The 24,200-nt window shown below is 72.6% G+C and carries 27 protein-coding genes; 13 read left to right on the top strand and 14 right to left on the bottom strand.

All coding sequences use genetic code 11. The features are described 5' to 3' along the window. Position 1: 1 nt before the first annotated feature. Complete coding sequence (locus ACFY8O_RS13095) at positions 2-2,026, bottom strand: heavy metal translocating P-type ATPase (protein ID WP_387901357.1); 2,025 nt, start codon at positions 2,024-2,026, stop codon at positions 2-4. A gap of 97 nt (positions 2,027-2,123) precedes the next feature. On the opposite strand from ACFY8O_RS13095, the gene ACFY8O_RS13090 reads away from it, so the two are divergent. Both ACFY8O_RS13090 and ACFY8O_RS13085 read left to right on the top strand, forming a co-directional pair. Further along, positions 2,124-2,510, top strand: coding sequence for an ArsR/SmtB family transcription factor (locus ACFY8O_RS13090; protein ID WP_387901354.1), 387 nt, complete (start codon positions 2,124-2,126; stop codon positions 2,508-2,510). Between the two features lie 48 nt (positions 2,511-2,558). Continuing rightward, a complete protein-coding gene (locus ACFY8O_RS13085; protein WP_387901352.1) occupies positions 2,559-3,578 on the top strand; it encodes an MsnO8 family LLM class oxidoreductase in 1,020 nt (339 codons plus the stop codon). Positions 3,579-3,581: 3 nt separating this feature from the next. Here the strand turns inward: ACFY8O_RS13085 and ACFY8O_RS13080 are convergent, their stop codons facing one another. The 5 genes from ACFY8O_RS13080 to ACFY8O_RS13060 form a co-directional block, all read right to left on the bottom strand. Then, positions 3,582-3,971, bottom strand: a complete 390-nt coding sequence (locus ACFY8O_RS13080) for a DUF2267 domain-containing protein (RefSeq protein ID WP_145806067.1) — start codon at positions 3,969-3,971, stop codon at positions 3,582-3,584. 186 nt (positions 3,972-4,157) lie between these two features. Continuing rightward, positions 4,158-4,349, bottom strand: a complete 192-nt coding sequence (locus ACFY8O_RS13075; RefSeq protein WP_145805046.1) for a DUF6381 family protein — start codon at positions 4,347-4,349, stop codon at positions 4,158-4,160. 130 nt (positions 4,350-4,479) lie between these two features. After that, the gene (locus tag ACFY8O_RS13070) at positions 4,480-5,100 is read right to left on the bottom strand and encodes an L-threonylcarbamoyladenylate synthase (RefSeq protein ID WP_145805044.1); all 621 of its coding nucleotides are present in this window, start codon (positions 5,098-5,100) and stop codon (positions 4,480-4,482) included. 23 nt (positions 5,101-5,123) lie between these two features. Further along, positions 5,124-5,768 (bottom strand): NAD(P)-binding protein, encoded by a 645-nt coding sequence (locus ACFY8O_RS13065; RefSeq protein WP_387901348.1) that lies wholly within the window; start codon positions 5,766-5,768, stop codon positions 5,124-5,126. Positions 5,769-5,853: 85 nt separating this feature from the next. After that, positions 5,854-7,215 (bottom strand): FAD-dependent oxidoreductase, encoded by a 1,362-nt coding sequence (locus ACFY8O_RS13060; RefSeq protein WP_145805042.1) that lies wholly within the window; start codon positions 7,213-7,215, stop codon positions 5,854-5,856. A 320-nt stretch (positions 7,216-7,535) separates the two neighbouring features. On the opposite strand from ACFY8O_RS13060, the gene ACFY8O_RS13055 reads away from it, so the two are divergent. Then, the gene (locus ACFY8O_RS13055; RefSeq protein ID WP_387901344.1) at positions 7,536-7,979 is read left to right on the top strand and encodes a nitroreductase family deazaflavin-dependent oxidoreductase; all 444 of its coding nucleotides are present in this window, start codon (positions 7,536-7,538) and stop codon (positions 7,977-7,979) included. A gap of 193 nt (positions 7,980-8,172) precedes the next feature. Here ACFY8O_RS13055 and ACFY8O_RS13050 read toward each other — a convergent pair whose 3' ends face one another. From ACFY8O_RS13050 to ACFY8O_RS13040, 3 genes are all read right to left on the bottom strand, one after another. Beyond that, a complete protein-coding gene (locus ACFY8O_RS13050) occupies positions 8,173-9,102 on the bottom strand; it encodes a DUF6807 domain-containing protein (protein ID WP_387901342.1) in 930 nt (309 codons plus the stop codon). Next, complete coding sequence (locus tag ACFY8O_RS13045) at positions 9,099-10,262, bottom strand: Gfo/Idh/MocA family protein (protein WP_387901340.1); 1,164 nt, start codon at positions 10,260-10,262, stop codon at positions 9,099-9,101. The genes ACFY8O_RS13050 and ACFY8O_RS13045 overlap by 4 nt, the downstream gene beginning before the upstream one ends. A gap of 107 nt (positions 10,263-10,369) precedes the next feature. Beyond that, positions 10,370-11,344: an acetylxylan esterase gene (locus ACFY8O_RS13040; RefSeq protein WP_387901337.1), complete on the bottom strand. Its 975-nt coding sequence runs from the start codon at positions 11,342-11,344 to the stop codon at positions 10,370-10,372. Positions 11,345-11,473: 129 nt separating this feature from the next. On the opposite strand from ACFY8O_RS13040, the gene ACFY8O_RS13035 reads away from it, so the two are divergent. Beyond that, positions 11,474-11,788 (top strand): DUF2087 domain-containing protein, encoded by a 315-nt coding sequence (locus ACFY8O_RS13035; RefSeq protein WP_387901335.1) that lies wholly within the window; start codon positions 11,474-11,476, stop codon positions 11,786-11,788. A 107-nt stretch (positions 11,789-11,895) separates the two neighbouring features. On the opposite strand, the gene ACFY8O_RS13030 is transcribed toward ACFY8O_RS13035, so the two are convergent. Beyond that, positions 11,896-12,720 (bottom strand): aldo/keto reductase, encoded by an 825-nt coding sequence (locus ACFY8O_RS13030; protein WP_387901332.1) that lies wholly within the window; start codon positions 12,718-12,720, stop codon positions 11,896-11,898. A gap of 203 nt (positions 12,721-12,923) precedes the next feature. Between ACFY8O_RS13030 and ACFY8O_RS13025 the strand changes: the two genes are divergently transcribed. Next, positions 12,924-14,225, top strand: coding sequence for an alpha/beta fold hydrolase (locus ACFY8O_RS13025; RefSeq protein ID WP_387901330.1), 1,302 nt, complete (start codon positions 12,924-12,926; stop codon positions 14,223-14,225). A 256-nt stretch (positions 14,226-14,481) separates the two neighbouring features. Here the strand turns inward: ACFY8O_RS13025 and ACFY8O_RS13020 are convergent, their stop codons facing one another. Next, entirely contained in the window at positions 14,482-15,054 is a 573-nt protein-coding gene (locus tag ACFY8O_RS13020; RefSeq protein ID WP_387901327.1) for a rhodanese-like domain-containing protein, read from the bottom strand. 215 nt (positions 15,055-15,269) lie between these two features. On the opposite strand from ACFY8O_RS13020, the gene ACFY8O_RS13015 reads away from it, so the two are divergent. Then, positions 15,270-16,001 carry a PIG-L deacetylase family protein gene (locus ACFY8O_RS13015; RefSeq protein WP_387901325.1) on the top strand — a complete coding sequence of 244 codons (732 nt, stop codon included), beginning with the start codon at positions 15,270-15,272 and terminating at the stop codon, positions 15,999-16,001. Here the strand turns inward: ACFY8O_RS13015 and ACFY8O_RS13010 are convergent. The 3 genes from ACFY8O_RS13010 to ACFY8O_RS13000 are packed head-to-tail and all read right to left on the bottom strand — an operon-like array spanning position 15,991 to position 17,438. Beyond that, positions 15,991-16,278 carry a DUF3817 domain-containing protein gene (locus ACFY8O_RS13010; RefSeq protein ID WP_387901323.1) on the bottom strand — a complete coding sequence of 96 codons (288 nt, stop codon included), beginning with the start codon at positions 16,276-16,278 and terminating at the stop codon, positions 15,991-15,993. The genes ACFY8O_RS13015 and ACFY8O_RS13010 overlap by 11 nt on opposite strands. A gap of 4 nt (positions 16,279-16,282) precedes the next feature. Continuing rightward, a complete protein-coding gene (locus ACFY8O_RS13005) occupies positions 16,283-16,747 on the bottom strand; it encodes a hypothetical protein (protein ID WP_387901320.1) in 465 nt (154 codons plus the stop codon). A 49-nt stretch (positions 16,748-16,796) separates the two neighbouring features. Beyond that, complete coding sequence (locus ACFY8O_RS13000; RefSeq protein ID WP_387901317.1) at positions 16,797-17,438, bottom strand: DJ-1/PfpI family protein; 642 nt, start codon at positions 17,436-17,438, stop codon at positions 16,797-16,799. Between the two features lie 220 nt (positions 17,439-17,658). Here ACFY8O_RS13000 and ACFY8O_RS12995 point away from each other — a divergent pair, with 220 nt between their 5' ends. The 7 genes from ACFY8O_RS12995 (at position 17,659) to ACFY8O_RS12965 (ending at position 24,050) form a co-directional block, all read left to right on the top strand. Continuing rightward, on the top strand, positions 17,659-18,612 hold the full coding sequence (locus ACFY8O_RS12995; protein WP_387901315.1) for a GlxA family transcriptional regulator: 954 nt from the start codon (positions 17,659-17,661) through the stop codon (positions 18,610-18,612). A 36-nt stretch (positions 18,613-18,648) separates the two neighbouring features. Then, on the top strand, positions 18,649-19,248 hold the full coding sequence (locus ACFY8O_RS12990) for a helix-turn-helix domain-containing protein (RefSeq protein WP_387901312.1): 600 nt from the start codon (positions 18,649-18,651) through the stop codon (positions 19,246-19,248). 99 nt (positions 19,249-19,347) lie between these two features. After that, on the top strand, positions 19,348-20,316 hold the full coding sequence (locus ACFY8O_RS12985; RefSeq protein WP_145805017.1) for an NADPH:quinone oxidoreductase family protein: 969 nt from the start codon (positions 19,348-19,350) through the stop codon (positions 20,314-20,316). Next, complete coding sequence (locus ACFY8O_RS12980) at positions 20,313-21,503, top strand: acyl-CoA dehydrogenase family protein (protein ID WP_387901308.1); 1,191 nt, start codon at positions 20,313-20,315, stop codon at positions 21,501-21,503. The genes ACFY8O_RS12985 and ACFY8O_RS12980 overlap by 4 nt, the downstream gene beginning before the upstream one ends. Further along, a complete protein-coding gene (locus ACFY8O_RS12975) occupies positions 21,500-22,621 on the top strand; it encodes an acyl-CoA dehydrogenase family protein (RefSeq protein ID WP_387901306.1) in 1,122 nt (373 codons plus the stop codon). Before ACFY8O_RS12980 ends, ACFY8O_RS12975 begins: the two co-directional genes overlap by 4 nt. 227 nt (positions 22,622-22,848) lie before the next feature. Beyond that, complete coding sequence (locus tag ACFY8O_RS12970; RefSeq protein WP_145805011.1) at positions 22,849-23,730, top strand: phosphatidylinositol-specific phospholipase C/glycerophosphodiester phosphodiesterase family protein; 882 nt, start codon at positions 22,849-22,851, stop codon at positions 23,728-23,730. Between the two features lie 125 nt (positions 23,731-23,855). After that, entirely contained in the window at positions 23,856-24,050 is a 195-nt protein-coding gene (locus ACFY8O_RS12965) for a hypothetical protein (protein ID WP_145805010.1), read from the top strand. Positions 24,051-24,200 lie beyond the last annotated feature (150 nt).

Genomic DNA, 24,200 nt, shown 5'->3' with positions numbered 1-24,200 from the left:
GTCAGGCGGCCGCGACGGTGGGCCGCGAGGCCGCCGGTGCGGGCTCCCCACCCTGCCGCGCCGCCCGCTGCCATGCGGAATCGCGCAGCAGACGCAGACCGTTGAGGCCGACGATGACCGTGGAACCCTCGTGTCCCAGGACGCCGAGGGGGAGCGGCAGATGGCCGACGAGGTCCCAGACGACCAGCGCGGAGATGAACACACCGGCGATGACCAGGTTCTGTACGACCAGTCGTCGGGCCGCCCGGGACAGGGCCACCACCGTGGGCACCGTGGTCAGCTCGTCGCGGATGACGACGGCGTCCGCGGTCTCCAGCGCGAGATCGGATCCGGCCCGCCCCATGGCGATCCCCGTGTGCGCGGCGGCCAGTGCGGGCGCGTCGTTGACGCCGTCGCCCAGGACGAGCACCTTGTGACCGGCCTGCTCCCACTCCCTCACGGCGTCGGCCTTGTCCTGGGGGAGGAGCCCCGCGCGGACGTCGGTGATGCCCGCCTCGGCCGCCAGCCGGCCGGCCGCACGCGGATTGTCGCCGGTCAGCAGCATCGGGGAACTCCCTGTGAGACGGGCCAGTGAGGCGACCGTCTCCGTGGCGTCCCGCCGGATGCGGTCGGCGATTCCCAGGACCCCGACCGGTACCTCGTCCCGCAGGACGACCACGGCGGTGCAGCCGTCGTCCTCCAGTTCGCCCACGACGGCGGCGGCCGGCGCCGCGGCGGACGCCGGGACCTCGCGCAGCAGGCGGGAGGGGGAGCCGACCGCGATCCGGTGGCCGTCGACCGTGGCCACGACCCCGGTGCCGGGTGCCGACGAGAAGTCCTCGGCCGTCGAGAGCTCCGCGCCGCGTTCCTGTGCGGCGTTCACGACGGCCCGCGCCAGAGGGTGTTCGCTGGGGTGCTCCGCAGCGGCTGCCGACGCCAGCAGCGAGTCCTCAGTCGTCCCGGTGCCGGGCAGGGGTCGTACGGCGGTGACCCGTGGAGCGCCCTCCGTCAGGGTGCCGGTCTTGTCCAGCGCCACCCGGTCGGCCTGCCCGAGCCGTTCCATGACGACGGCGGACTTGACGAGGACCCCGTGGCGTCCGGCGTTCGCCATGGCGGAGAGCAGTGGCGGCATGGTCGCCAGGACCACCGCGCAGGGGGAGGCGACGATCATGAAGGTCATCGCGCGCAGCAGGCTGCCGGTCACGTCCTCCCCGAAGGTCAGCGGGACGAGGAAGACGGCCAGGGTGGCGGCCACCATCCCCAGGGAGTAGCGCTGTTCGACCTTCTCGATGAAGAGCTGGGTGGGCGCCTTGGTCCGGGAGGCCTCCTCCGTCATCGCCACGATCCGGGCGATCACGGAGTCGGAGGCGTCCCTCTCGACGGCGATCCGCAAGGTCCCCGTGCCGTTCAGGGTCCCGGCGAACACCTCGTCACCTGGTTCCTTCGCCACGGGCAGCGGCTCGCCGGTGATGGTGGCCTGATCGATCTCGCTCGCGCCGTCGAGCACCCTGCCGTCGGCCCCGACCCGCTCGCCCGGCCGGATGCGGACGACGTCGCCGACCATCAGGTCCTCGGTCGCGACGCTCTCCTCGCCGCCCGCCACGACGCGGGTGGCGGTGGCCGGCGCGAGGTCCAGGAGGCCCCGCACCGCGTCCTGGGTGCGGGCGGTGGCCAGCGCCTCCAGTGCTCCCGAGGTCGCGAAGATGACGATCAGCAGCGCGCCGTCCATCACCTGCCCGATCGAGGCGGCGCCGAGCGCTGCCACGATCATCAGCAGGTCGACGTCCAGGACCTTCTCCCGCAGTTCCCGCAGTCCCGACAGGGCCGGTTCCCAGCCCCCGGCGGCATAGACGAGGGCGTACAGGGGGCCCCACGCCCAGCCGGGAGCTCCGGTGAGCTGCAGCGGCAGGGCGAGCAGGAACAGGGCCAGGGCTGCTGCGGCCCAGCGGGCCTCCGACAGTGCGAGGACGCGTGTGCGACGCCGGGGGGCGGCGCCCGCACCGGCTTTCGCGGTGCGCGACGGGCGGGTGATGACGGCAGCGGGCATGGCGGAGAGACCCTCCGAGGGCTACGGGAACGGCTACACCGTCACCGTACAGGAATATGTGAACAGTCTTTCAGGTGTCATCCGTAGAATGGACGCCATGGGTCACGGACGCGACGAGCAGAGCAACGCCACCACCCGCGAGCGTCTGGACGCCGTCGGAGCGGCAGGCGTCGCCGAGACCCTCCAGGCCCTGGCCACCCCCTCCCGGCTGCGCATTCTGGCGCGTCTCCAGGAGGGGCCCTGCGCGGTGGGTGACCTCGCGGAGGCGGTGGAGATGGAACCGTCCGCCTGCTCCCACCAGTTGCGTCTGCTGCGGAATCTCGGACTGGTGGCGGGTGAGCGCCAGGGGCGCTCGATCGTGTACGCGCTGTACGACCATCACGTCGCCGAACTCCTGGACCAGGCCCTCTACCACGTGGAGCACCTACGCCTGGGGCTCCGGGACGCTCCGGGCGAAGCCGTCGGGGCGGCAGTCCGCAGGTGAGGGCGGCCGCCGTGGGAATCCCGGTGGGCACGCGGTGTTGAACACTGCGTGAGCCCACTCATCGGATCGACCCGCTTCTCCTTCCTCGACCGCTCCCGCACCCGCGAGGGGAGCGACGGCCCGCAGGCCCTGCGGGACACCGTCGCGCTCGCCCGCACCGCGGAGGCGCTCGGCTATCACCGCTTCTGGGTGTCGGAGCACCACAGCGTGCCCGGCGTGGCCGGCTCGGCGCCGACGGTGCTGGCCGCCGCCGTCGCGAGCGCCACCTCGTCCATCCGGGTGGGAACCGGCGGGGTCATGCTCCCGAACCACCAGCCCTTCGTGGTGGCCGAGCAGTTCGGGGTCCTGGCCTCGCTCTTCCCCGGCCGCGTCGACATGGGCCTGGGCCGCTCGGTCGGCTTCACCGACGGGATCCGCAGGGCGCTCGGCCGGGGCAAGGACGACGCCGACGACTTCGCCGGGCAGCTCACCGAGCTCCTCGGCTGGATGGACGGCACTCAGCAGGCCTTTCCGCAGGTCCACGCCCACCCCGCCGAAGGGCTGAGCGTCCCTCCGTTCGTCCTGGCGACCTGCGGCGGAGCCAGGATCGCAGCGGCGGCCGGCCTGCCGCTCGTCGTCGGGGACCTTCGCGGCCGTGACAGGCTGGTGCGGGCGGTCGAGGAGTACCGAGCCGCCTTCCGCCCCTCCTCATGGGCCCGTGAGCCCTACGTGGTCGTCGCGGGTACCGTCGCCGTCGCCGGTTCGGCGCGGGAGGCGAGACGGCTGCTGGTGCCCGAGGCCTGGTCCATGGCGTACGCGCGCACCCATGGCTCGTTCCCCCCGCTGGCCCCGGCCGAGCGTGTCGAGGCTCTGGGCATGACCGAGAAGGAGCGCGCGCTGTTCGAGGAGGGTCTGCGCGGCCACGTCGCGGGCACCGAGGACACGGTCGCGGCGGAACTCGAACTGGTCCTCGAGGACACGGGCGCCGACGAGGTGCTGGTCACCACGAGTACGCACGACCGGGATGCGTTGGAGGACTCCCTGCGCGGACTCGCCCGGATCGCCGGACTCGGCGCCGGACACCTCTGAGCGTCAGACGCTCCCCGGGTGCCCGAAGAGCAGGTCGTACCCCGGAGGCAGCTGCAACAGCACGCGCTCCAGCAGTTCCTCGCCCGCGGCGTCGGCGACGACGCTGAGTACGGCGCTCGTGTCCCATGCGGCGGTCTGCTCGGTCGCGCCCTCGATCCAGGCCGCTGCCGCGCGCACGAACCTCTCCGGGCTGAGCGGTTCCGCCGCCTGCAGCGGGTTCAGGAGGATCAGGGCGAAGGTCTCCGGCAGTCTGGCCGCGAGTTCGGCGCGTTCCTCGCCGACCAGGTGAGCGCCGAGCAGCGCCAGCACCACGCGCGACGCCCTCTCCGCCTCCAGGTCCGAGGGGTAGGAGCCCCGTTCCTGGACGGCTTCCAGGAACGCCTGCCATCTCATGTACGTCACTGGTTCCCCTTCGCGGAGCGCGGGCGGAGAGCGGGGCGGGGGAGGGGAGCCCGTGCCCCGCCCTCCGCGTATCCACCGCATGTCGCCTCATGTCCGGTAGTAACACGTCCGCGCGTACCCGGCAAGTGCGGGGACATGCCTCCTCCGTCGCTGGGACGGCGCGGCCCGTCGACCGACTCACTCCATGGGGTAGATGTCCCCGCTCGCCATGCCGCTGGCCTGCTCGCTCTGTGCTTCGAGCCGGTGCGCCTTCTCGTGCAGACGCTTGCGTTCGGCGGGGTCGGTCGCCTTGTCGGCGGCCGCTTCGAGGTCCTTCGCCTTGTCGCGCATCTGCTGCGCGCGGCCCCTCAGGTCTTCCTGTTCGCTCATGATCACTCCCTGGCGCTGTACGGAGCGGACACCTCCACCGAAGCAGGCACCAGGGGGTGCGCGCATCTCAGCGGGCCCACCGGAAGCGCGGAGTGACCGCTGCGGGTGGCCGCTCCCGCGTGGCCGAGGGCTACTCGAAGCGCGTCACGTCGCCCGCCCCACGGCGTACGACCTCGACCTCCGCGCCGGAGAAATCGATGACGGTCGTCGGCTCGGTGCCGCAGTCGCCGGAGTCGAGCACGATGTCCACCACGTGGTCGAGGCGCTCCTTGATCTCCCAGCCCTGCGTCAGCGGCTCCTCCTCGTCCGGCAGGAGCAGGGTGCTGGACAGCAGCGGCTCGCCGAGTTCGGCCAGCAGCGCCTGCGTCACGGTGTGGTCCGGGATCCGGACACCGACGGTCTTCTTCTTGGGGTGCAGCAACTGCCGTGGCACCTCCTTGGTGGCGGGGAGGATGAAGGTGTAACTCCCGGGTGTCGCCGCCTTGATCGCGCGGAAGACGTCGTTGTCGACCTGGACGAACTGGCCGAGCTGCGCGAAGTTCTGGCAGACCAGGGTGAAGTGGTGGCGGTCGTCGAGGTTCCGGATCGACCGGATGCGGTCGATGCCGTCCCGGCTGCCCAGCTGGCATCCCAAGGCGTAGCAGGAATCGGTCGGATAGGCGACGAGGGCGCCGGACCGGATGCTCTCGGCCACGCCGGTGATGGTGCGGCGCTGGGGGTTCTCGGGGTGCACGTCGAAGTACTTGGCCATTCGGCGAGTCTACGGCCTCGGGATCATCGCGTTCCGCCCCCGCGGCGCGAGGCGCCGGAGCGGGGAACACGCCCACGGGAATGCCGCGGCACGGATCTCCGGCTCGGGGCGAGCCGACGGACACCGACCGGGGGAGCGCCGCACCGGGCCGCAGGGCGGGTCATGCCTCCGGACGCGCTCCGCCTGCTCCGGTGCGCGGGGGAGCCGTCGCCGCCTCCCACTCCTACCGCCCCGGGCCGTCCTACTCCGGTGCGAAGTCCGGGTGTTCGTCGTGCCGGCGCGCGAGACGGCGGCGGACCTCCTCGGTGCCGCCGGTCGAGCTCATGGCGCTCGACGGCACCCCTCCTCAGCAGGTCCGCGTAGACGTCCGGGGTCTCCGCGGCGCAGGACGTTGCGTACGGGGGCCGACAGGGCGCGTGCGGCTGGACCGCCTGGGGCACACCGGGACGGCGCCGGTCGAAGAAGTCCTCGTCGAGGTGCTCACCGGGCTGCCGGACGTCACGTTCGAACACCGTCACCGCATGGCCCCGGCGCCCCAGGAACACGGCCGCGGCGATTCCGCCGATCCCACCGCCGACGATTGCCACGTGCGTCACAGCGGACCCCTCCACGCAGGCTCCGGTCCCAGCGTGTCGGCCCGGCGGACACGGGCACCGGTCGTTCCGCATCCCGCGTGGAAGGGGCCCGGACAGCACCGCGCCCCGGGAGCCGCTCCCGTCGGAGGGCTCCAGAGGCGCGGACGTCCGGCCGGTCTCAGGCCCCGGACGCGTCCAGCATGGCCGTGCGCTCGACGACCTTGATCCGCTCGCGGCCCTGAGCGGCGCCGAGGGCCTGCTCGTGGGCGTCCAGGCGGTGCCAGCCCTCCTTGGTCGTGTAACGGACGCCGCGCTGCTCCAGGTAGTCGACGACCGCGTCGGGCTCGGGCTGCGCGGGGGCGGGGAGCCGGCCGGCGCCGTGGTCCTCGAGGAGGCAGGCCACGGTCTCGTTGGCATCGCCCTTGGTGTGCCCGATCAGGCCGATCGGACCGCGCTTGATCCAGCCGGTGACGTACACGGAGGCCATCGGCTCGCCGCCGGTCAGCACACGGCCCGCCGCGTGCGGGACGGTGCCGGAGGCCACGTCGAAGGGCAGCTTGGGGAGTTCCTCGGAGTAGTAGCCCACCGCCCGGTAGACGCTCTGCACGTCCCAGTCGGTGAAGCGCCCCGTGCCCTTGACGTTGCCCGTGCCGTCCAGCTCGGTGCGCTCGGTCCGCAGAGCGACGACGCGGCCGTCGTCACCGACGACCTCCACCGGGGACTCGAAGAAGTGGAGGAAGAGCTTGTGGGGGCGGTCGCCGACGTCACGGATCGCCCAGTTCTCCAGGGTGGAGGCGACCATGTTGGCCTGCTTGTTCTCCCGCCGGGTGGCGATCGAGCCCTCGTCGTAGTCGATGTCCTCGGGGTTGACGATGACCTCGATGTTCGGCGAATGGTCCAGCTCGCGCAGCTCCATGGGGCTGAACTTCGCCTGGGCCGGCCCACGACGTCCGAAGACGTGCACCTCCAGCGCCTTGTTCGCCTTGAGCCCGTCGTAGACGTTCGCGGGGATCTCGGTCGGGAGCAGCTCGTCCGCCGTCTTGGCGAGGATGCGCGCGACGTCCAGCGCCACGTTCCCGACGCCGAGCACGGCGACCTTCTCGGCCTCCAGCGGCCACGTGCGCGGAACCTCGGGATGGCCGTCGTACCAGGCGACGAAGTCTGCGGCGCCGTAGGAACCGTCGAGCTCGATGCCGGGTATGTCCAGAGCGCGGTCGGCGTCGGCCCCGGTGGAGAAGATCACCGCGTCGTAGAAGGACCGCAGGTCGTCCAGGCCGATGTCGTTCGGGTAGTCGACGTTGCCGAACAGTCGCAGCTGGGGCTTGTCCAGGACCTGGTGGAGCGCCTTGACGATGCCCTTGATCCGCGGGTGGTCCGGAGCGACGCCGTACCGGATGAGACCGAAGGGGGCGGGCATGCGCTCGAACAGGTCGATCGATACGCCCGGCTCCTGGGCGGCCTCGGACTTGAGAAGCGCGTCCGCTGCGTAGATTCCGGCGGGACCGGCTCCGACGATGGCGACGCGGACGGGGCGTGTCATGGAGTGTTGTTCCTTAGGGCGGACGACCACGGGCAGAGTGCAGCGGGGTAAGGCTTGGCTTACTCCGCTGGCCCCCACGGTACGGCCTGCGGCAGGGAAGCCCTGGAGCGGGGCAAGAGGATATATCGGAAATAAATGGACGTATGAGGCTAAAGCGGCTCGGTTTCCGTGTGTGGATTCCCGCTCAGGCGTCTCACGCCTGTCCAGGAAGTGAGATGGTGCGCGGCGACGAGTCGTGCGGCGGTGTCCTTGCACGCTCCCCGCGGTTGTCGGAGCCATGATGCACACGACCGCAGCATTCCGGCGAGAGGACATCTGACATGCCGATCGAGGGCGAGTACGAGCCGAGCCCGACCACGTGGGTCCGCGAGCAGGTCGAGCTCATCGAGAGTTCCGGCGGAACACAGGGGATGACCCTGCGCGGCATGCCCGTCATCCTCCTCACGACACGCGGCGCCAGGAGCGGCAAGATCCGCAAGACGCCGCTCATGAGGGTCGAGCACGACGGGGAGTATGCGGTGGTCGCCTCGCTCGGCGGTGCTCCCAAGCATCCCGTCTGGTACCACAACGTACGGGCCGACCCCCGGGTGGAGCTGCGCGACGGCACCCGTCGCCAGGACATGGTCGCCCGTGAGGTCACAGGGGAGGAGAAGGCCCTGTGGTGGGGGCGCGCCGTCGAGGCGTTCCCCGACTACGCGGACTACCAGACGAAGACGGACCGGGAGATCCCGGTCTTCGTCCTCTCCCCGGCCCCGCAGGACTGACACGACGGGGCGGACCGGGCAGCGCGCGTGCGCCCGGTCCCGCACGGACCGACCGGCCGTCGCGGAACCCGCGTGACGGCCGGTCGATCCGTCCGGTGGTGCGGGGTCTGTCCGGGGTCCGGTCCGTCGGGCGCAGGGCGGGCACCCGCGGAGGTGCCCTGCGGGGGTGGCCCGCGGGTGCCCGACCGGGCCGCTACCAGCGAAGCCCGTCGACCGCCGAGGCGATCCGGTCGCGGTCCCAGGCCCCGTCCGCGACCAGGACCCGGTAGCGCCGGGTCAGGGTCACGCCCGGTTCCAGCACCAGTTCCTCGTGGAAGGCGAACGAGGGGGCGACGGCCGCGAACGGGGTGTTGCGCACGAACCAGTGCGCCGGGTGCTCTCCACCCGCCCCGGTGTGGTCGTTCTCGGGGGCGTGCACGAAGACGAGTGTCGCGTGGCCGTCGCATTCGTCGTGCTCGCCGCTGTACGCGAGCCACGGAGCCTGCCGACCCATCATGCCGGGCCCTTCGTCGTCCGGTGCGATGATCCGCCCGTCCCTGAAGGCGCGCGGCCCCCGCCAGAACAGGCCGGTGTAGCCCGCGCCCGGCCGGCCGTGCGTCGTGGGGCTGCCGAAGCGCAGCGGTTCCTCGCGCCGGTTGGTGATCGCCGATGACCAGGTCAGGGCCCAGCTGCCGGTCAGCGGGTCGACGTCATGGACCTCGACGCGGCGAGCCTCGTCGGCCCAGAGCCCGCCGTCGTGCGGATGCCAGGTCAGCCGCTCGGTGAAGCGCACCGAGTCATCGGCCACCGACACCTCGTCGAAGCCGGCGTGCGCCATGGAGCCCACACGCTCCGGCAGCGCGAGATAGCCCTCACCGTGCACATAGCTGTTGCCGCCCCACAGGTTCGCGCCCGACAGATGCGAAGCGGTCATCTGCAGGCCCTTGTGCCAGCGGTGATCGTTCGGGCGGTAGCCGGTCACCACCCGCCCCGACAGGGTGCGCAGCGGGTGGATGTAGGGCTTCGGCGCCTCCCAGGGGTCCTCGGCGCGGTAGACGTAACGCAGCAGTTCCACCCCGCTGCCCGGCGCGGTCACCACCAGGTGGTCACCGTGCCGGTGGTCGAGGCCCAGGACCTTCGTCACGCCGTCACCTCCGCCCCGTGCTCCAGCGGTTGCGGCGCCCACCCGGTGGCGCCGCCGTGCAGCGCGCGGTAGTACGGGTCACCGGGGCCGATGTCTCCGGCCCGGACGGTGGCCCCGGTGAAGGCCGCCTTGTAGAGCGCGGTGACCAGTTCGAGGGACTTGCGGCCGTCCGCGCCGCTGCTGCGGGGCCTGCGGCCGGCCCGCATGTCCTCCAGCAGACCCGTCAGCTGGGCCTGGTGCGAACTGGGTACGTCCGTCCCGAAGTCCTGCCAGGCTTCCGCCTGGTCGGACGGGACGCCGGGGGCCGGAGTGATCCGCCAGTCGGCGTTGCGGTGCCCGTACAGATGGGTGAGCTCGACGGTCGCGCGTTCGCAGTCGATGCGGATCCGGCTCACCTCGTCCGGGCTGAGCACGCTGTTCACCACCGTGGCCATCGCGCCGCTCTCGAAGCGGACGAGCGCGGTGGAGACGTCCTCGGTCTCCACGTCGTGCACCAGCCGGCCCGCCATCGCGCGGATCTCCGACCACGGCCCCAGCAGATCGAGCAGCAGGTCCATCTGGTGGATGCCGTGCCCCATCGCGGGCCCGCCGCCCTCGCTGCTCCACCTGCCGCGCCAGGGCGCCGAGTAGTACGCCTCGTCCCGGTACCACGTGGTCTGGCAGTGAGCCACCAGCGGGCGGCCCAAGGCCTGCCGGGCGAGCAGGTCCCGGACGTGCTGGGGGCCCGAGCCGAAGCGCTGCTGGAAGACGATCGCCGCGAACGGGCCCTCGCCCTCCGGGCCCTCCGCCGCCTCGATCGCGTCGAAGTCCGCCAGCGACGGGCAGGGTGGCTTCTCGCACCACACCCACGCCCCGGCGCGCAGTGCGGCCACGGTCTGGTCGCGGTGGAACCGGGGCGGGGTGGCGAGAGTGACCAGGCCGGGGCGCTGCTCGGCGAGCATCCGGTCGAGGTCGGTGTACGGGTGGGCGATGCCCCCCTCGGCGCAGAAGGCCTCGACCGAGTCGGCGTCGACGTCGACCGCCGCGACGATCTCCAGCGGCCGGCCGGCGGCGAGCGCGGTCAGCGCGGGCAGATGACTGACCCGCGCGATCGCGCCCGTGCCGACGATCGCGACCCGTAGCGGGTCCCGGTGCGAAGGATGGCTGGCCGTGACAAACACCCCTTGATGCGAAATACGGGCACCCGCCGGACAGCAAGCGCTTTCTCTCCCGGAAACCTAGGCTCCGTGCGGGAGGTCGGTCAAGGGGTGCCGGCCGTGTGCGTCCGTCAGGCCTTGAGCAGGCGCGGCAGCCTGGCCAGCTGCGCCGCCTGCTGGAACGGGCCGCCGCCCTCGTGGTCGTTGAAGTCGTAGACCTCGATCTCCTTTTCGGCGTGCCCGTAGGCGTTGAACGCGGCGAACACGGTCGACGGCGGGCAGGTCAGGTCCTCCAGGGCGACGGAGAACAGCGCGGGGGCCCGGCAGCGTGCGGCGAAGTGGACACCGTCGAAGTAGGAGAGCGTCCTGTGGACCTGCTCGGCCCGGCCCCGGTGCGTCTTCAGGTAGTCGCCGATCTCGCGGTAGGGCTTCCGGTCGGTCAAGCGGGTCGCCCGGGGGAAGTCGCAGAGGAACGGCACGTCCGGCGCGACGGCCACCAGGTCCGGCACCAGCCCGCCCGCCGCGAGGGCGAGACCGCCGCCCTGGCTCGCGCCGACCACCGCCGTGCGGGAGGCGTCGGCGAGAGGGTGCGAGCGCGCCGCCTCCACGGCGCGTACCGCGTCGGTGATCACGCGGCGGTAGTAGTACGTCGCCGGGTCCTCGACTCCCCGGGTCATGAAGCCTGCCAGCGAGGGGGCCGATCCGACGGGGTCCGCGGTGTCGCCGGGAGCCCAGCCGCTGCCCTGGCCGCGGGTGTCCATCACGAAGTGGGCCATGCCCGCCGAGGCCCAGAGCAGATGGGCGTGCGGCAGGCTCCGCCCGCCGTTGTATCCGATGAACTCCACGACCACCGGCAGCGGTTCCGTCGTCCCCGCCGGTATGACGAACCAGCCCTTGACGGGGTGGCCACCGAAGCCGGTGAACGTCACGTCGTACACGTCGACCGTGGCGAGCCCCGTGTCGGCGCACCGCTCGAAGCGGGCGTCGAGATCGTGCGTTCTCGCCTCCGTGAGCGTGTTCGACCAGAACGCGTCGAAGTCCTCGGGCTCCACCGATCGGCTGCGATAGGTGCGCAGTTCTTCCAGGGGGAGATCGAACAGGGCCATGCGGGACCGCCTTCAGCCGAACGAGTGATGAATGGTCACACCGTACGACGGTCGGCCCGAAGGTCAAGATGCTGTCCGCGGAGGGAAAATGCGTTGCCCGGCCGCCCTCCGGCCTGCGACGCTGCCCGGATGTCCGACACCGACCCCCGCGAGGCGCACCAGGTGGCCGCCCTCTTCTCGCACGGGCGCCTGACGGCGATCCCCCGCAAGCCCGCCCGGCGTGAGCAGCTGCTCCAGCACCTCGCGCGCACACTCTTCGAGCGCGACCGCGTCTACACCGAGCGCGAGGTCAACGACGCGCTGCTCACCGTTCACGAGGACTGTTCGGCCCTGCGGCGCCATCTCGTGGTCGCGGGCCTGCTGGAACGGCCCCGGGACGGCAGCAGTTACCGCCGGGCTTCGGAGGTCCGGGACGCGCCGGAAGGGCTTCCGCCAGGGGCGTGACGGGGCATGAGGAAGGCCGCCGACCGGCACGGATGTGCCGGTCGGCGGCCGGGGGTCCCGGGGGTTGCGGCTGTGCCCGCCGGCCGCCGGGAAGCTGCCGGTGGAGCTCAGTTCAGGGTGTCGGGGTCCGGGCCGGTGCGCATGCCGCGGTCCAGGCCGGCGATCGCGTCCATGTCGGCCTGCGAGAGCTCGAAGTCGAAGACGTCGATGTTCTGGCGGATGCGTGCGGGCGTGACCGACTTCGGGATCACGACGTTGCCGAGCTGGAGGTGCCAGCGCAGGACGATCTGGGCAGGCGTCCTGCCGTGGCGCTCGGCGAGGGAGGTCAGTACCTCCTCGTCCAGCAGTGCGCCCTGTGCCAAGGGGCTCCACGCCTCGGTGGCGATGCCGCTCTCCGCGTGCACGGCGCGCAGCTCGCTCTGCTGGAGCCCGGGGTGCAGCTCGATCTGGTTGACGGCCGGGATCAGGGAGCTCTCCTCCCGCAGCCGGCGCAGGTGGGCGGGCTGGAAGTTGGACACGCCCGCGGCCCGGATGCGGCCGTCCGCCAGCAGCTTCTCCAGCGCGCGCCAGGTGTCGGCGTAGAGGTCGCGCGCGGGTGTGGGCCAGTGGATGAGGTAGAGGTCCACCTGGTCGAGGCCGAGCCGGGCCAGGCTCGCGTCGAAGGCGGCGAGGGTGGAGTCGTACCCCTGGTCGGCGTTCCAGAGTTTCGTCGTCACGAACAGTTCCTCGCGGGGGATGCCCGATTCGGCGAGCGCGCGGCCCACGCCCGCCTCGTTCCCGTACACGGCGGCCGTGTCGATGGAGCGGTAGCCCGCCTCCAGGGCGCTGGATACGGCGGCGGCGGTCTCGTCGTCGGGGACCTGGAAGACGCCGAAGCCGAGCTGGGGAATCGTGACGCCGTTGTTGAGGGTGACGGTGGGGACCGTGGGCATGGTGGGACCTCTCGTGGGGTGTGGTGCCGAACCGATCGGCGTGCGACGGTTACTGGCGTAAACAATAGTTGCATACGCGGGTTAATTGCAAACGCTGGCAAAGGGGTGTGTCGGCCTCGGTGGAACGTCCCGCACGGGCCCGACCGGGTCCGGTCACGGTGATGTGCTGAACTGTCCGGGAATCGCCGATACAGGAGCCCTTCTTGAACAGTTACCGCCAGCCCGGACTCGTCCTCACCGACCGTCGCTTCACGGTCCCGCTCGACCACAGTGCGCCGGACGGCGAGACGATCGAGATCTTCGGTCGCGAGGCCGTGGCGACCGCGAAGGCCGGCGAGGACCTGCCCTGGCTGGTCTATCTGGAGGGGGGTCCCGGATTCGGCGCCCGCCGGTTCAGCGGGACGGAGGCCTGGCTCGGCCGGGCGGTGCGGGAGTTCCGTGTGCTGCTTCTCGACCAGCGTGGCACAGGCCTCTCCACCCCGGCCAACCGGCAGACCCTGCCGCTGCGCGGGGGCCCGGACGAGCAGGCCGGCTACCTCGCCCACTTCCGTGCCGACAGCATCGTCCAGGACTGCGAACTCATCCGCACCCGGCTCACCGGAGGCGCGCCCTGGACCGCCCTCGGGCAGTCCTTCGGCGGATTCTGCGCCGTCCACTACCTCTCGGCGGCCCCGGAGGGCCTCGAAAGCGTACTGATCACCGGTGGTCTGCCCTCGCTGGACGCGCACGCCGACGATGTCTACCGGGCGGCGTACCCGCGCGTGGAGCGGAAGGTCGCGGCCCACTACGCCCGCTACCCCCAGGACGTGGACCGTGCGAGGGCGATCGCCGCGTACCTCGCCGAGCACCGCCCCGAGAGCGGCGGCCATCTGCTGACGCCTGAGGGATTCCAGTCCCTCGGCATCGTGCTGGGCACCGGCAACGGCAGCCATCAGCTCCACTACCTGCTGGAGAACGCCTTCGTCGCCGGGGCGCGAGGGCCGGAGCTCTCCGATGCCTTCCAGGAAGCCATGCGCGGCGCGACCTCGTTCGCAGGCCACCCGCTCTACGCCCTCATGCACGAGGCGATCTACGGCCAGGGCCCGCGGCCCACCGACTGGGCCGCCGAGCGCGTGCGGGCCGAGTTCCCGCAGTTCGACGCGGCGCGCGCCCTGGCGGGCGACGGCCCGCTTCTCTTCACCGGTGAGAGCATCCACCCGTGGCACTTCGACGTCGATCCGGCGCTGCGCCCGCTGCGTGAAACGGCCGAGCTGCTCGCGGCCCGCACCGACTGGCCGGTCCTGTACGACGCCGAGCGGCTCGCGGCCAACGAGGTTCCGGTGGCCGCCGCCGTCTACCACGACGACATGTACGTGGACACCGGGCACGCGCTGCGTACGGCCTCGTCGATCAAGGGCCTGCGGACGTGGGTGACCAGCGAGTACGAGCACGACGGTGTGCGGGCCGGCGGCCCTCGTGTGCTGGACCGGCTGCTCGCGCTCGTACGCGGCGAGAGCGAGCGGTAGGAGCGCCCGGCGGTGCTGAGCGGGCCGTCGCGCGCGAGGGTGCCGGAGGGCGCGCCGGGCCGGGCGGGGGCAGGAGTGGGCCCGCCGGGCCGTGGTTCGGGGGCCTGCCGCGCCGGGCGGTGGGAGGGTCGGACTCCGCGCGGTGGTGCGGGAGCGGGCCAGCGCCGGGCGCTCGCCCCCGCGCGGGCCTGCCGCGCGAGGTGTGGGCGGGAACGGGCCCGGCGGGTGGTGGCCGGCGCGGGCCCGCTCCGCGGGCTCAGCCCTGCAGGGCGTCCAGCGTGGCGTCGAGGTCCGCCCCGGACCTCGGTGCCTGGTTGTGGGGGAGCTTCGACAGGACGGCCGCCATGCCGCACGTGTTGCTCACCGCGGAGTAGACGAGGCCGGCGCCGATCCCGGCCGACAGCCAGCGCGCGGCCGGCAGGCGCCGGCCCGCCAGCAGGCCGGCGACGACCAGGGAACCCGCGGCGAGCCGCACCTGGCGCTCCATCGGCCAGGTGGCGCGCGCGCCCTCGGGGCGGTCCAGGCCGCGGCCGTCGCCCTCCCACGCCGAGGTGCCACCGGTCAGGGTGGCGGCCTCGATGTCGGCGTCGGCGAGGATCTCGCAGGCCCGGGTCGAGCGGACGCCGGAGGCGCACACCACGAGCAGCGCACCGCGTGCGGAGGCCGACTTCAGGGCGGGCACCGCCTCGCCGAGCCGGTCCAGCGGAATGTTCAGCGCGCCGGGCACGTGCCCGGACGCGTACTCGCCGGGGGCCCGCACGTCGATGACGGTGAACTCCTCCAGGCGGGCTGCCGCCTGGGCGGGGGAGAGGGAGGCGGGGCTGATCACGAGCGGGTTTCCTTTCGGTCGCCGGAGCGGGGGGCGGCCCGGAGGGCGAACGCGCCCCGGTGCCCCGGACGGCCATAATACCCCTAGGGGTATTGGCTCGGCTGTGACGCCGGTCGCCGGACGTGGCCTCCAGCCGGGGCAACTCCTCCGTCCCTGCCCCGAACCGCTTGCGGAATGCGCGATTCCGTTACCTTTCCGTGGATAGCCTGCGAGGTATGACACAGCAGCTGGAACCCATGCCCACGGACTGGCGGCGGGCCCTGGCCGTGGTCGCCCACCCCGACGACCTGGAATACGGCTGCGCCGCCGCCGTCGCCGGCTGGACCGACGCCGGCCGTGAGGTCACCTATCTCCTGGCCAGCCGGGGCGAGGCGGGGATCGACACCATCGCCCCGGAGGAGTGCGCCCCGCTACGGGAGCGTGAGCAGCGGGCGAGCGCCGCGGAGGTCGGTGTCTCGGCCGTGGAGTTCCTCGACCACAGGGACGGCGTGATCGAGTACGGTCCGGCGCTGCGCCGGGACATCGCCGCGGCCGTCCGCCGGTACCGGCCCGAGCTGGTGATCACCCTCAACCACCGCGACACCTGGGGCGGGGTGGCGTGGAACACCCCCGACCACCGTGCCGTCGGCCGTGCCGCCCTGGACGCCGCGAGTGACGCGGGGAACCGCTGGATCTTCCCTGAACTGGGGGAACAGGGCCTGGAGCCGTGGGACGGGGTGCGCTGGGTCGCCGTGGCGGGCACCGACCGGCCCACCCACGCGGTCGACGCGACGCCGGGGTTCGAGCGTTCGGTCCGGTCGCTGCTGGCCCACCGCACCTACATCGAGGTGCTCACGGACGAGGATCCCGAGGCGTACTGCCGCGCGTTTCTGACCGGCACCACCGGGGCGGCGGCCGAACGCTTCGGTGGGCGCCCCGCCGTCACCTTCGAGGTGTTCACCCGCTGACCGTTCCGGCCGCCGGGGGATCAGGGACGGAGGTCCCTGGTCCGGCGTGCCACCGGAGTGCGAGCAGACCGCCCACGCCCGGCACGAGCGAGTACAGCTTCATGCGCCGGCTCGCGCCGGCAGTACGCGCCGTCGCGATGACGACGAAGAGGTAGGCGCAGCCGTGCGTGGGCCCCATGAGTGAGGACACCGCGGGCAGATGAGCCGTCGCGAGGTTGACCAGCAGCACGAGGAGCGAGACGAGTTCGGCGCGTGCCGAGATCCGCAGGAGGCGCATGGGCTCACACCCCCGTCGTCGAGCCGGGGCGGACGATCATGAGGACGGTGACCGTCGCCCAGAGCAGGTTGAACAAGCCGGTGTACATGCCGAGTCTGCGGGTGGCCGCGAGGTCCGCGGTGCCGTCGGCGGAGCAGGAGGAGGCCAGCGCCTCCTGGCGCGGAAGGATCAGCAGGCCCAGTACGCCCGCGGCCAGAGCGGTGAGGGCCATCGAGACGATCAGCCAGGCGTCGCCCAGCACCCCGAGACTGCTTGCCGTCGCGAGGCCGAAGACGGGGACCGCGATGCCGAGGCCGGCGTAGACGCGGCAGATGCGACGGAGCGTGTCCAGCACGGCCGTCGCCCGGGTGTCCACGGGGTCGGCGAGCGCGCGCCGGGCGGCGGGCGGGAACATGCTGGCCGCCACGGTCACGGGGCCGACGGCCACGATCGCCGCGAGGACGTGCACGGCCAGGAGGAACTTGTTCACGGAAGGGACTTCTCTGTTCGAGGGGCGGGAGCGAGGGCGTCGGTGCGGTTCACGCGGGTGCCCGCCAGACCACCCCGCGCCGCTCGTGGGCGAAGAGCCGCTCGACGAGGAGGGCGGTCTGCGGGCCCACCTCCCGCTCCAGCAGGTACAGCCCCAGATCGAGACCCGAGGTGACGCCTGCGGCCGTCACCAGGTCCCCGTCGTCCACCACCCGGGCCGGGACCGGGAGCGCTCCGGCGTCCCCGAGGGCCTCCATGCCCTCGTGATGGGTGACCGCGGCCCGGCCGCGGATCAGGCCGGCCGACGCCAGTAGCAGCGAGCCCCCGCAGACGGTGGCGACGCACACCCGGGGCCGGCCGACGGCCTCCGCCAGCAAGGGGGTGAGGGCCGTCTCCAGGGCGCGCGCCAGGACTGCCGGGATGCTGTCGTCCGCCGCGGGTCCCGCACCGTCCGGCATGCGGCCGGCGGCTCCCGGCACCACGACCAGCCCGGCCCGGGCGGGATCGAGGCGCGCGGCGGCCCGCAGGGACAGCGGCGCGATTCCGCTCGGCACCTCACGCGGTCCCTCCGCCGACACCAGTTCCACCGTCAGAGCCCCGTCCGAGGCCAGGCCCCCGGCGTGCAGCACCTCGTACGGCGCGATCACGTCCAGCGGGTCGAATCCGTCGAACAACACGATCTGGGCGAGCATCGGCAACAGTCCTCCCGGTAGCCGGCCGGACCCTGCGTGGCGCGGCCGAACCTGACGCTAGGCGGGAGGTGACCTGGGGTGGCAGTGGCGAAAATGCCACCTTCCAACTGATTCCCGCCAGGGCGGGGTCCCGCCGCTGACCTGCGATTACGGTCGTCACCGTCCTCCGTAGCCTTCGTCGCGGGCCCGGCAGGAACCAGGTATCTGATGGGATGGCGCCATGCACACCGTGGCCGTACTCGCACTGGACGGCGTGATCGCCTTCGACCTGTCCACCCCGATCGAGGTGTTCTCGCGCACCCGGCTGCCCGACGGCCGCCCCGCCTACGAGGTCCGGGTCTGCGCCGCCACCGAGGAGGTCGACGCCGGCGCGTTCGTACTCCGTGCCCCGTACGGGCTGGACACGCTGGCCGCCGCCGACACGATCATCGTTCCCGGGTGCGCCGACCCCTCGCTCCCCGTTCCTCCCGGCATTCTCGCCGCGCTCCGCGACGCGGCGGCCCACGGGACCCGTATCGCCTCGATCTGCTCAGGCGCCCTCGTGCTGGCCGCCACCGGGCTGCTCGACGGACTGCGGGCCACGACCCACTGGGCCGCAGCCGCGCTGCTGGCGTCCCGGCATCCGCGGGTCGAGGTCGATCCCGACGTGCTGTACGTCGACAACGGCCAGTTCCTCACCTCGGCGGGGGCCGCCGCGGGCCTGGACCTCTGCCTGTACCTGATCCGTCGTGACCACGGGTCGGCGGTGGCCGCCGACGCCGCGCGCCTCTCCGTCATGCCGCTCGAACGCGAAGGCGGGCAGGCGCAGTTCATCGTCCACGCGCAGCCACCCGCCCCGAGTGGTGCCGGACTGGAGCCCCTGTTGCGCTGGCTGGAGGAGAACGCGGGGCGCGAACTCACGGTCGACGACATCGCCGGACGCGCGGGCATGAGCGCCAGGACCCTCAACCGCCGTTTCCGGGAGCAGCTGGGCACCACCCCCCTCCAGTGGCTCCACCGCGCCCGGATCCGCCGGGCGCAGTACCTCCTGGAGACGACACCGCACGCGGTGGACCGGATCGCCGGACAGGTCGGGTTCTCGCCGACCGCTTTCCGTGACCGGTTCAAGCGGGTGGTGGGTACGAGCCCGCACGCGTACCGCCGTGCGTTCCGGGGTGCGGAGGAGCGCTCCTGATTGACAAAGCGGTTTGCCGATTCTGCAATGGGGTCCATGAAGGAACAGAACCAGGACGCCCCTGATCTCGACGCCGTGCTGACCGGCGTCGGGCCCCGGCTGCGCCGGCTGCGCAAGGACCGGGGGGTGACCCTCGCCGGGCTCTCCGAGGTCACGGGCATCTCCGTCTCCACGCTCTCCCGCCTCGAATCCGGCGGCCGGCGCCCGAGCCTGGAGCTCCTCCTCCCCATCGCCCGGGCTCACGAGGTGCCGCTCGACGATCTCGTCGGGGCCCCGCCCGTGGGCGATCCGAGGGTCAGGGCGAAGCCGATCGTGCACGGGACGAAGACCTCCCTGCCGCTCTCCGCGCGACCCGGCGGCCTCCAGGCGTACAAGGTCGTGCAGAAGGCGCCCTGCACCGAGGAGCCCGAGCAGCGCACCCATGAGGGATACGAGTGGCTGTACGTCCTCAGCGGCAGGCTCCGGCTGAAGCTCGCCGAGCACGATCTCGTCCTCGTGCCGGGCGAGGCCGCCGAGTTCGACACCCGGCTGCCGCACTGGTTCGGACCCGCCGGTGACGGGCCGGTCGAATTCCTGAGCCTGTTCGGGCCCCAGGGTGAGCGGATGCACGTCAGGGCGCGGCCGAAACGCCCCTGAACGGGAGGGGGCCAGGCGCGGGGTGTTCCCAGACGGGCAAGCGACCGCTTAGTATGCGCCGGAGCAGTGGTAATGCCGACAGTGTTGTGGAGGCCCCTCATGCAGGCATGGCGAGTGCACCGGAACGGCGAACCGAGCGAGGTGATGGAGCTCGAGGAGACGGACCGGCCCACGCCCGGCGACGGGCAGGTGCTGCTCGCGGTGCGCGCGGCGAACATCAACTTTCCCGACGCGCTGCTCTGCCGCGGCCAGTACCAGGTGAGGCCGCCGCTGCCGTTCACCCCCGGCGTGGAGATCTGCGGCGAGACGGAGGACGGGCGCCGGGTGCTCGCCACCCCCGCTCTGCCCGACGGCGGCCTCGCGGAGTACGTCGTCGCGGACGAGTCGGCTCTGCTGCCGGCCCCCGAGGCCCTGGACGACGCCGAGGCCGCCGCACTCCACATCGGCTACCAGACCGGCTGGTTCGGACTGCACAGGCGCGCACGGCTCCAGGCCGGCGAGACGCTGCTCGTGCACGCGGCTGCGGGCGGTGTGGGCAGCGCGGCCGTCCAGCTCGGCAAAGCGGCGGGGGCCACCGTCATCGGAGTCGCCGGCGGGCCGGAGAAGGCGGCGATCGCCAGGGAGCTGGGCTGCGACCTCGTCATCGACCGCCGGAACGAGGACATCGTCGCGGCGGTGAAGGAGGCCACCGGCGGACGCGGCGCCGACGTCGTCTACGACCCGGTGGGCGGGGACGCCTACGCCAAGTCCGTCAAGTGCATCGCCTTCGAGGGGCGCGTCGTCGTCGTCGGCTTCGCGAGCGGCACGATCCCCACCCCCGGCCTCAATCACGCCCTGGTCAAGAACTACTCGATCGCCGGGCTGCACTGGGGCCTCTACAACGCCAAGGACCCCGCCGCCGTACGCGCCTGCCACGACGAGCTCACCAAGCTCGCGGCGCAGGGCGTCATCAAGCCGCTGATCAGCGAGCGCGTGCCGATGGCCGACGCGGCACGCGCGGTCCAGCGGGTCGCCGACGGCACCAGCACCGGCCGTATCGTCGTCCTGCCGTCAGGAGGCACCCGATGAACACCGCCATCGACGCGGCGCGGATCCGCACGCTGACCCAGGAGCTGCTGGCCGCCCACCCCCCGGCCGAGACGGCCCGCACCGACTTCCTCAAGGCGCGCTTCGACGCCGGACTGGCGTGGGTGCACTACCCGGCCGGGCTGGGCGGCCTGGACGCGCCGCGCTCCCTGCAGCCCGTGGTGGACGCCGAACTCGCCGCGGCCGGCGCCCCCGACAACGACCCGCGCCGCATCGGGATCGGCCTCGGCATGGCCGCCCCGACCCTTCTCGGATACGGGACCGACGAGCAGAAGCAGCGCTTCCTGCGCCCGCTCTGGGTGGGCGACGAGGTGTGGTGCCAGCTCTTCAGCGAGCCCGGCGCGGGCTCCGACCTGGCCGCACTGGGCACGCGTGCCGTGAAGGACGGCGACGACTGGGTGGTCGACGGGCAGAAGGTCTGGACGTCCAGCGCCCACGTGGCCCGCTGGGCGATCCTCATCGCCCGCACCGACCCGGACGTCCCCAAGCACCGCGGCATCAGCTACTTCATCTGCGACATGACCGACCCGGGCGTCGAGGTCCGGCCGCTGCGCCAGATCACCGGTGAGGCCGAATTCAACGAGGTCTTCCTCACGGGGGTACGCATCCCGGACAGCAGGCGGCTCGGCCCCGTCGGCGACGGCTGGAAGGTCGCGCAGACCACCCTGATGAACGAGCGCGTCTCGATCGGCGGAGCCCGCATCCCCCGCGAGGGCGGCATGATCGGCACCGTCGCGAAGACCTGGCGCGAGCGGCCCGCCCTGCGTACCCACGACCTCCACCAGCGGCTGCTCACCCTGTGGGTCGAGGCCGAGGTCGCCCGGCTCACCGGTGAACGTCTGCGTCAGCAGCTCGTCGCCGGGCAGCCCGGTCCCGAAGGCTCCGGCATGAAGCTCGCGTTCGCCCGCCTCAACCAGGAGATCAGCGGCCTGGAGATCGAACTCCTCGGCGACGAAGGGCTGTTGTACAGCGACTGGACCATGCGCCGACCCGAGCTGGTCGACTTCACGGGGCGCGACGCCGGTTACCGCTACCTGCGCTCCAAGGGGAACTCCATCGAGGGCGGTACGAGCGAGGTCCTGCTGAACATCGTCGCCGAGCGTGTCCTCGGCCTGCCCGTCGAGCCGCGTAACGACAAGGACGTCGCCTGGAAGGATCTTGCCCGATGACCGCACAGACCGAAGCCGCCCAGGCGCCCGACCTGCTGTACTCGGAGGCCGAGGAAGACCTCCGGTCCGCCGTGCGCTCGCTGCTCACAGACCGGGCCGACGCGCCGACGGTGATCGCCGCCATCGAGTCCGACACGCCGTACGACCTGCGGCTGTGGGAATCGCTCGCGGCCGGCATCGGCGCCGCGGGACTGCTCGTGCCGGAGAAGCTCGGCGGTCAGGGAGCCACCCACCGCGAGGCCGCCGTGGTCCTGGAGGAGCTGGGCCGGAGTGTCGCCCCCGCGCCGTACCTGACCAGCTCCGTGGTCGCCACCGAGCTCCTTCTCGCCCTCGGCGCCGAGGACGGTCCGGTCGCCGACCTCCTCGGTGAGCTCGCCGCGGGCCGTAAGGTCGCCGTCCTCGCCCTGCCCTTCGCCACCCCCGCCGCCGACGGTGGAGCGGCCTTCAGCGGCACCCTCGACCGGACCGTGACCGGGGTCGCCGACGCGACGGCGGCCGACGTCCTCCTCGTGCCCACCGCGGAGGGCCTGTACGCGGTGGAGGCCGGCGGCGAGGGCGTCACCCTCCAGCCGCTCGTCCCGCTCGACCTGACCCGCCCGCTCGCCACGGTCACCCTCGCGGGCGCGACGGGCACCAGGCTGGCCTCGGCCGGGCCCGCGGCCGACGCCGTGACCCGGGCTCTGCTTGCCGGTGCGGGCCTCCTCGCGTCGGAACAGCTCGGGCTCGCCGAGTGGTGCCTGACCGAGACCGTCCGGCACACCCGGGAACGCCACCAGTTCAACCGGCCGGTCGGATCCTTCCAGTCCCTCAAGCACCGCATGGCGCAGCTCTGGCTGGAGGTCGTCTCCGCGCGCGCCGCCGCCCGTAACGCGGCCGACGCGCTGGCCACCGGCAGTCCGGACGCGCCGCTCGCCGTGGCGGTGGCGCAGGCGTACTGCTCCAGGGTCGCGGTGCACGCGGCGGAGGAGTGCGTACAACTGCACGGAGGGATCGGGATGACCTGGGAACACCCCGCCCACCTCTACCTGAAGCGGGCCAAGGCCGACTCGATCGCCTACGGCACCGCGGGACGGCACCGCGAGACGGTCGCCGAGCTCATGGAGCTCCCCGCTCCCTGACCGCCGCACCTCGGTCCAGGACCGGGCGGGGGCGCGTGAGACACATGCCCCGCCCGGTCCCGCGGCCCGTGCGGGGCTGCCGGCAGGTGGAACACCAGGCGCAGCGCAGCCGACGAGTGGACGACAGCGGCCCCAACTCTTGGCAGGTACCTGACTTTCGGGTCGCCCTCGCCCCCATACTCGTCGCGTCCACCCGCTCTGCCCGCCCCACCGCAGCAGGAGACCCCATGGCACACCTGACCCGCCGCAGAGTCGTCACCACCGCCCTCGCCACCACCGCCGCAGGCGTGTTCATTCCCGCCCAGGCCGCAGCCGCCGCCCCCGGACGGCCCGTGGGCCCCCGCCCGCTGGCGCAGGCCCACGCGCACAACGACTATCTCCACCCGCGCCCGCTCCACGACGCCCTCGCACACGGCTTCACGAGCGTCGAGGCGGACATCTTCCTCGTCGACGGCCGGCTGCTGGTCGCCCACGAGGCTGAGACCCTCGACCCGTCGCGCACCCTGACCGGGCTCTACCTCGACCCGCTGCTGGCGCTGGTGCGCGCCCATCACGGATCCGTCCACGCCGGACACCGCGCCCCGCTCCAACTGCTGATCGACATCAAGACCGACGGCGCCGCCGCCTACGCGGCCCTCGACCAGGTCCTGCGGCGCTACCGGCCCATGCTCACCCGGTCCGTCCACGGCCGGGTCCGCACCGGGGCGGTCACCGCCGTCATCTCGGGTGACCGCGCGGCACGCGCCCCGATGGAGGCGCAGACCACCCGGTACGCCTTCTACGACGGCCGGCCCGACGACCTCGGCACCGCGGCGCCCGCCTCGTTCATCCCGCTGATCAGCGGCAACTGGACCCAGAGCTTCAGCTGGCTGGGCGAGGGCCCCTTCCCCACAGCCGAGCGCGAGAGGCTGCACACCGCGGTCTCGGCCGCACACCGTGCGGGACAGCGGGTCCGCTTCTGGGGGACGCCCGACATCGCGGGCCCGCAGCGTGACGCCGTATGGACCGAACTCCTCGCGGCCGGCGTCGACCACCTCAACACGGACGACCTCGCCGGGCTGGAGACCTTCCTGCGCCGACGCGAGAGCCGCGACGGCGCCGCCCGCTGACCGAGCCCGCGGTCACCGTGCGTCAGCACCCGTTCGGCGGACACGCCAGTGCGCCGAACGGCCTCCCCGCTGCGCCACACTGGCGGCCGAATGCCGCAAATCCGGCGCGGCGGAGGAGGTTGGCCATGGCCGTTTCGATCTCAGTGGTGCTGCTCCTGCTGATCCTCGCAGCGATCTTCCTGCGCAACGGCGGGCTCAAGATCTCGCACGCGATCGTCTGCGCCCTGCTCGGGTTCCTCCTCGCGGGCACGAGCATGGCTCCCACCATCCACGAAGGGATCACCGCCACCGCCGACGTCGTGAGTGACCTGCGGCCCTGACCGCGCCCCCTCTCCAGGTGGGAGAATGTCCTCCCGATCGTGGCAGAGTGCCGCACGGGTCCCGTACGGGGCGATACCGTCGTACGCGGGCCCTGCGCGCGCTTCGCCGACACGGCCCGGACCCGATCGCCCGGCCACGCACCTGGAGAA

The organism is Streptomyces argenteolus (assembly GCF_042902585.1).
Lineage (GTDB): Bacteria > Actinomycetota > Actinomycetes > Streptomycetales > Streptomycetaceae > Streptomyces > Streptomyces argenteolus.
Note: the sequence above shows the minus strand (reverse complement) of the source record. Positions and strands in the feature narration are given on the sequence as shown.

Excerpts from the sequence above, each read along its gene's own strand:
- ACFY8O_RS13095 (WP_387901357.1), bottom strand. The coding sequence starts at position 2,026 with ATGCCCGCTGCCGTCATCACCCGCCCGTCGCGCACCGCGAAAGCCGGT.
- ACFY8O_RS13090 (WP_387901354.1), top strand. The coding sequence starts at position 2,124 with ATGGGTCACGGACGCGACGAGCAGAGCAACGCCACCACCCGCGAGCGT.
- ACFY8O_RS13080 (WP_145806067.1), bottom strand. The coding sequence starts at position 3,971 with ATGAGATGGCAGGCGTTCCTGGAAGCCGTCCAGGAACGGGGCTCCTAC.
- ACFY8O_RS13075 (WP_145805046.1), bottom strand. The coding sequence starts at position 4,349 with ATGAGCGAACAGGAAGACCTGAGGGGCCGCGCGCAGCAGATGCGCGAC.
- ACFY8O_RS13070 (WP_145805044.1), bottom strand. The coding sequence starts at position 5,100 with ATGGCCAAGTACTTCGACGTGCACCCCGAGAACCCCCAGCGCCGCACC.
- ACFY8O_RS13065 (WP_387901348.1), bottom strand. The coding sequence starts at position 5,768 with ATGCGGAACGACCGGTGCCCGTGTCCGCCGGGCCGACACGCTGGGACC.
- ACFY8O_RS13060 (WP_145805042.1), bottom strand. The coding sequence starts at position 7,215 with ATGACACGCCCCGTCCGCGTCGCCATCGTCGGAGCCGGTCCCGCCGGA.
- ACFY8O_RS13055 (WP_387901344.1), top strand. The coding sequence starts at position 7,536 with ATGCCGATCGAGGGCGAGTACGAGCCGAGCCCGACCACGTGGGTCCGC.
- ACFY8O_RS13040 (WP_387901337.1), bottom strand. The coding sequence starts at position 11,344 with ATGGCCCTGTTCGATCTCCCCCTGGAAGAACTGCGCACCTATCGCAGC.
- ACFY8O_RS13035 (WP_387901335.1), top strand. The coding sequence starts at position 11,474 with ATGTCCGACACCGACCCCCGCGAGGCGCACCAGGTGGCCGCCCTCTTC.
- ACFY8O_RS13030 (WP_387901332.1), bottom strand. The coding sequence starts at position 12,720 with ATGCCCACGGTCCCCACCGTCACCCTCAACAACGGCGTCACGATTCCC.
- ACFY8O_RS13015 (WP_387901325.1), top strand. The coding sequence starts at position 15,270 with ATGACACAGCAGCTGGAACCCATGCCCACGGACTGGCGGCGGGCCCTG.
- ACFY8O_RS13010 (WP_387901323.1), bottom strand. The coding sequence starts at position 16,278 with ATGCGCCTCCTGCGGATCTCGGCACGCGCCGAACTCGTCTCGCTCCTC.
- ACFY8O_RS13000 (WP_387901317.1), bottom strand. The coding sequence starts at position 17,438 with ATGCTCGCCCAGATCGTGTTGTTCGACGGATTCGACCCGCTGGACGTG.
- ACFY8O_RS12995 (WP_387901315.1), top strand. The coding sequence starts at position 17,659 with ATGCACACCGTGGCCGTACTCGCACTGGACGGCGTGATCGCCTTCGAC.
- ACFY8O_RS12990 (WP_387901312.1), top strand. The coding sequence starts at position 18,649 with ATGAAGGAACAGAACCAGGACGCCCCTGATCTCGACGCCGTGCTGACC.
- ACFY8O_RS12985 (WP_145805017.1), top strand. The coding sequence starts at position 19,348 with ATGCAGGCATGGCGAGTGCACCGGAACGGCGAACCGAGCGAGGTGATG.
- ACFY8O_RS12980 (WP_387901308.1), top strand. The coding sequence starts at position 20,313 with ATGAACACCGCCATCGACGCGGCGCGGATCCGCACGCTGACCCAGGAG.
- ACFY8O_RS12975 (WP_387901306.1), top strand. The coding sequence starts at position 21,500 with ATGACCGCACAGACCGAAGCCGCCCAGGCGCCCGACCTGCTGTACTCG.
- ACFY8O_RS12970 (WP_145805011.1), top strand. The coding sequence starts at position 22,849 with ATGGCACACCTGACCCGCCGCAGAGTCGTCACCACCGCCCTCGCCACC.
- ACFY8O_RS12965 (WP_145805010.1), top strand. The coding sequence starts at position 23,856 with ATGGCCGTTTCGATCTCAGTGGTGCTGCTCCTGCTGATCCTCGCAGCG.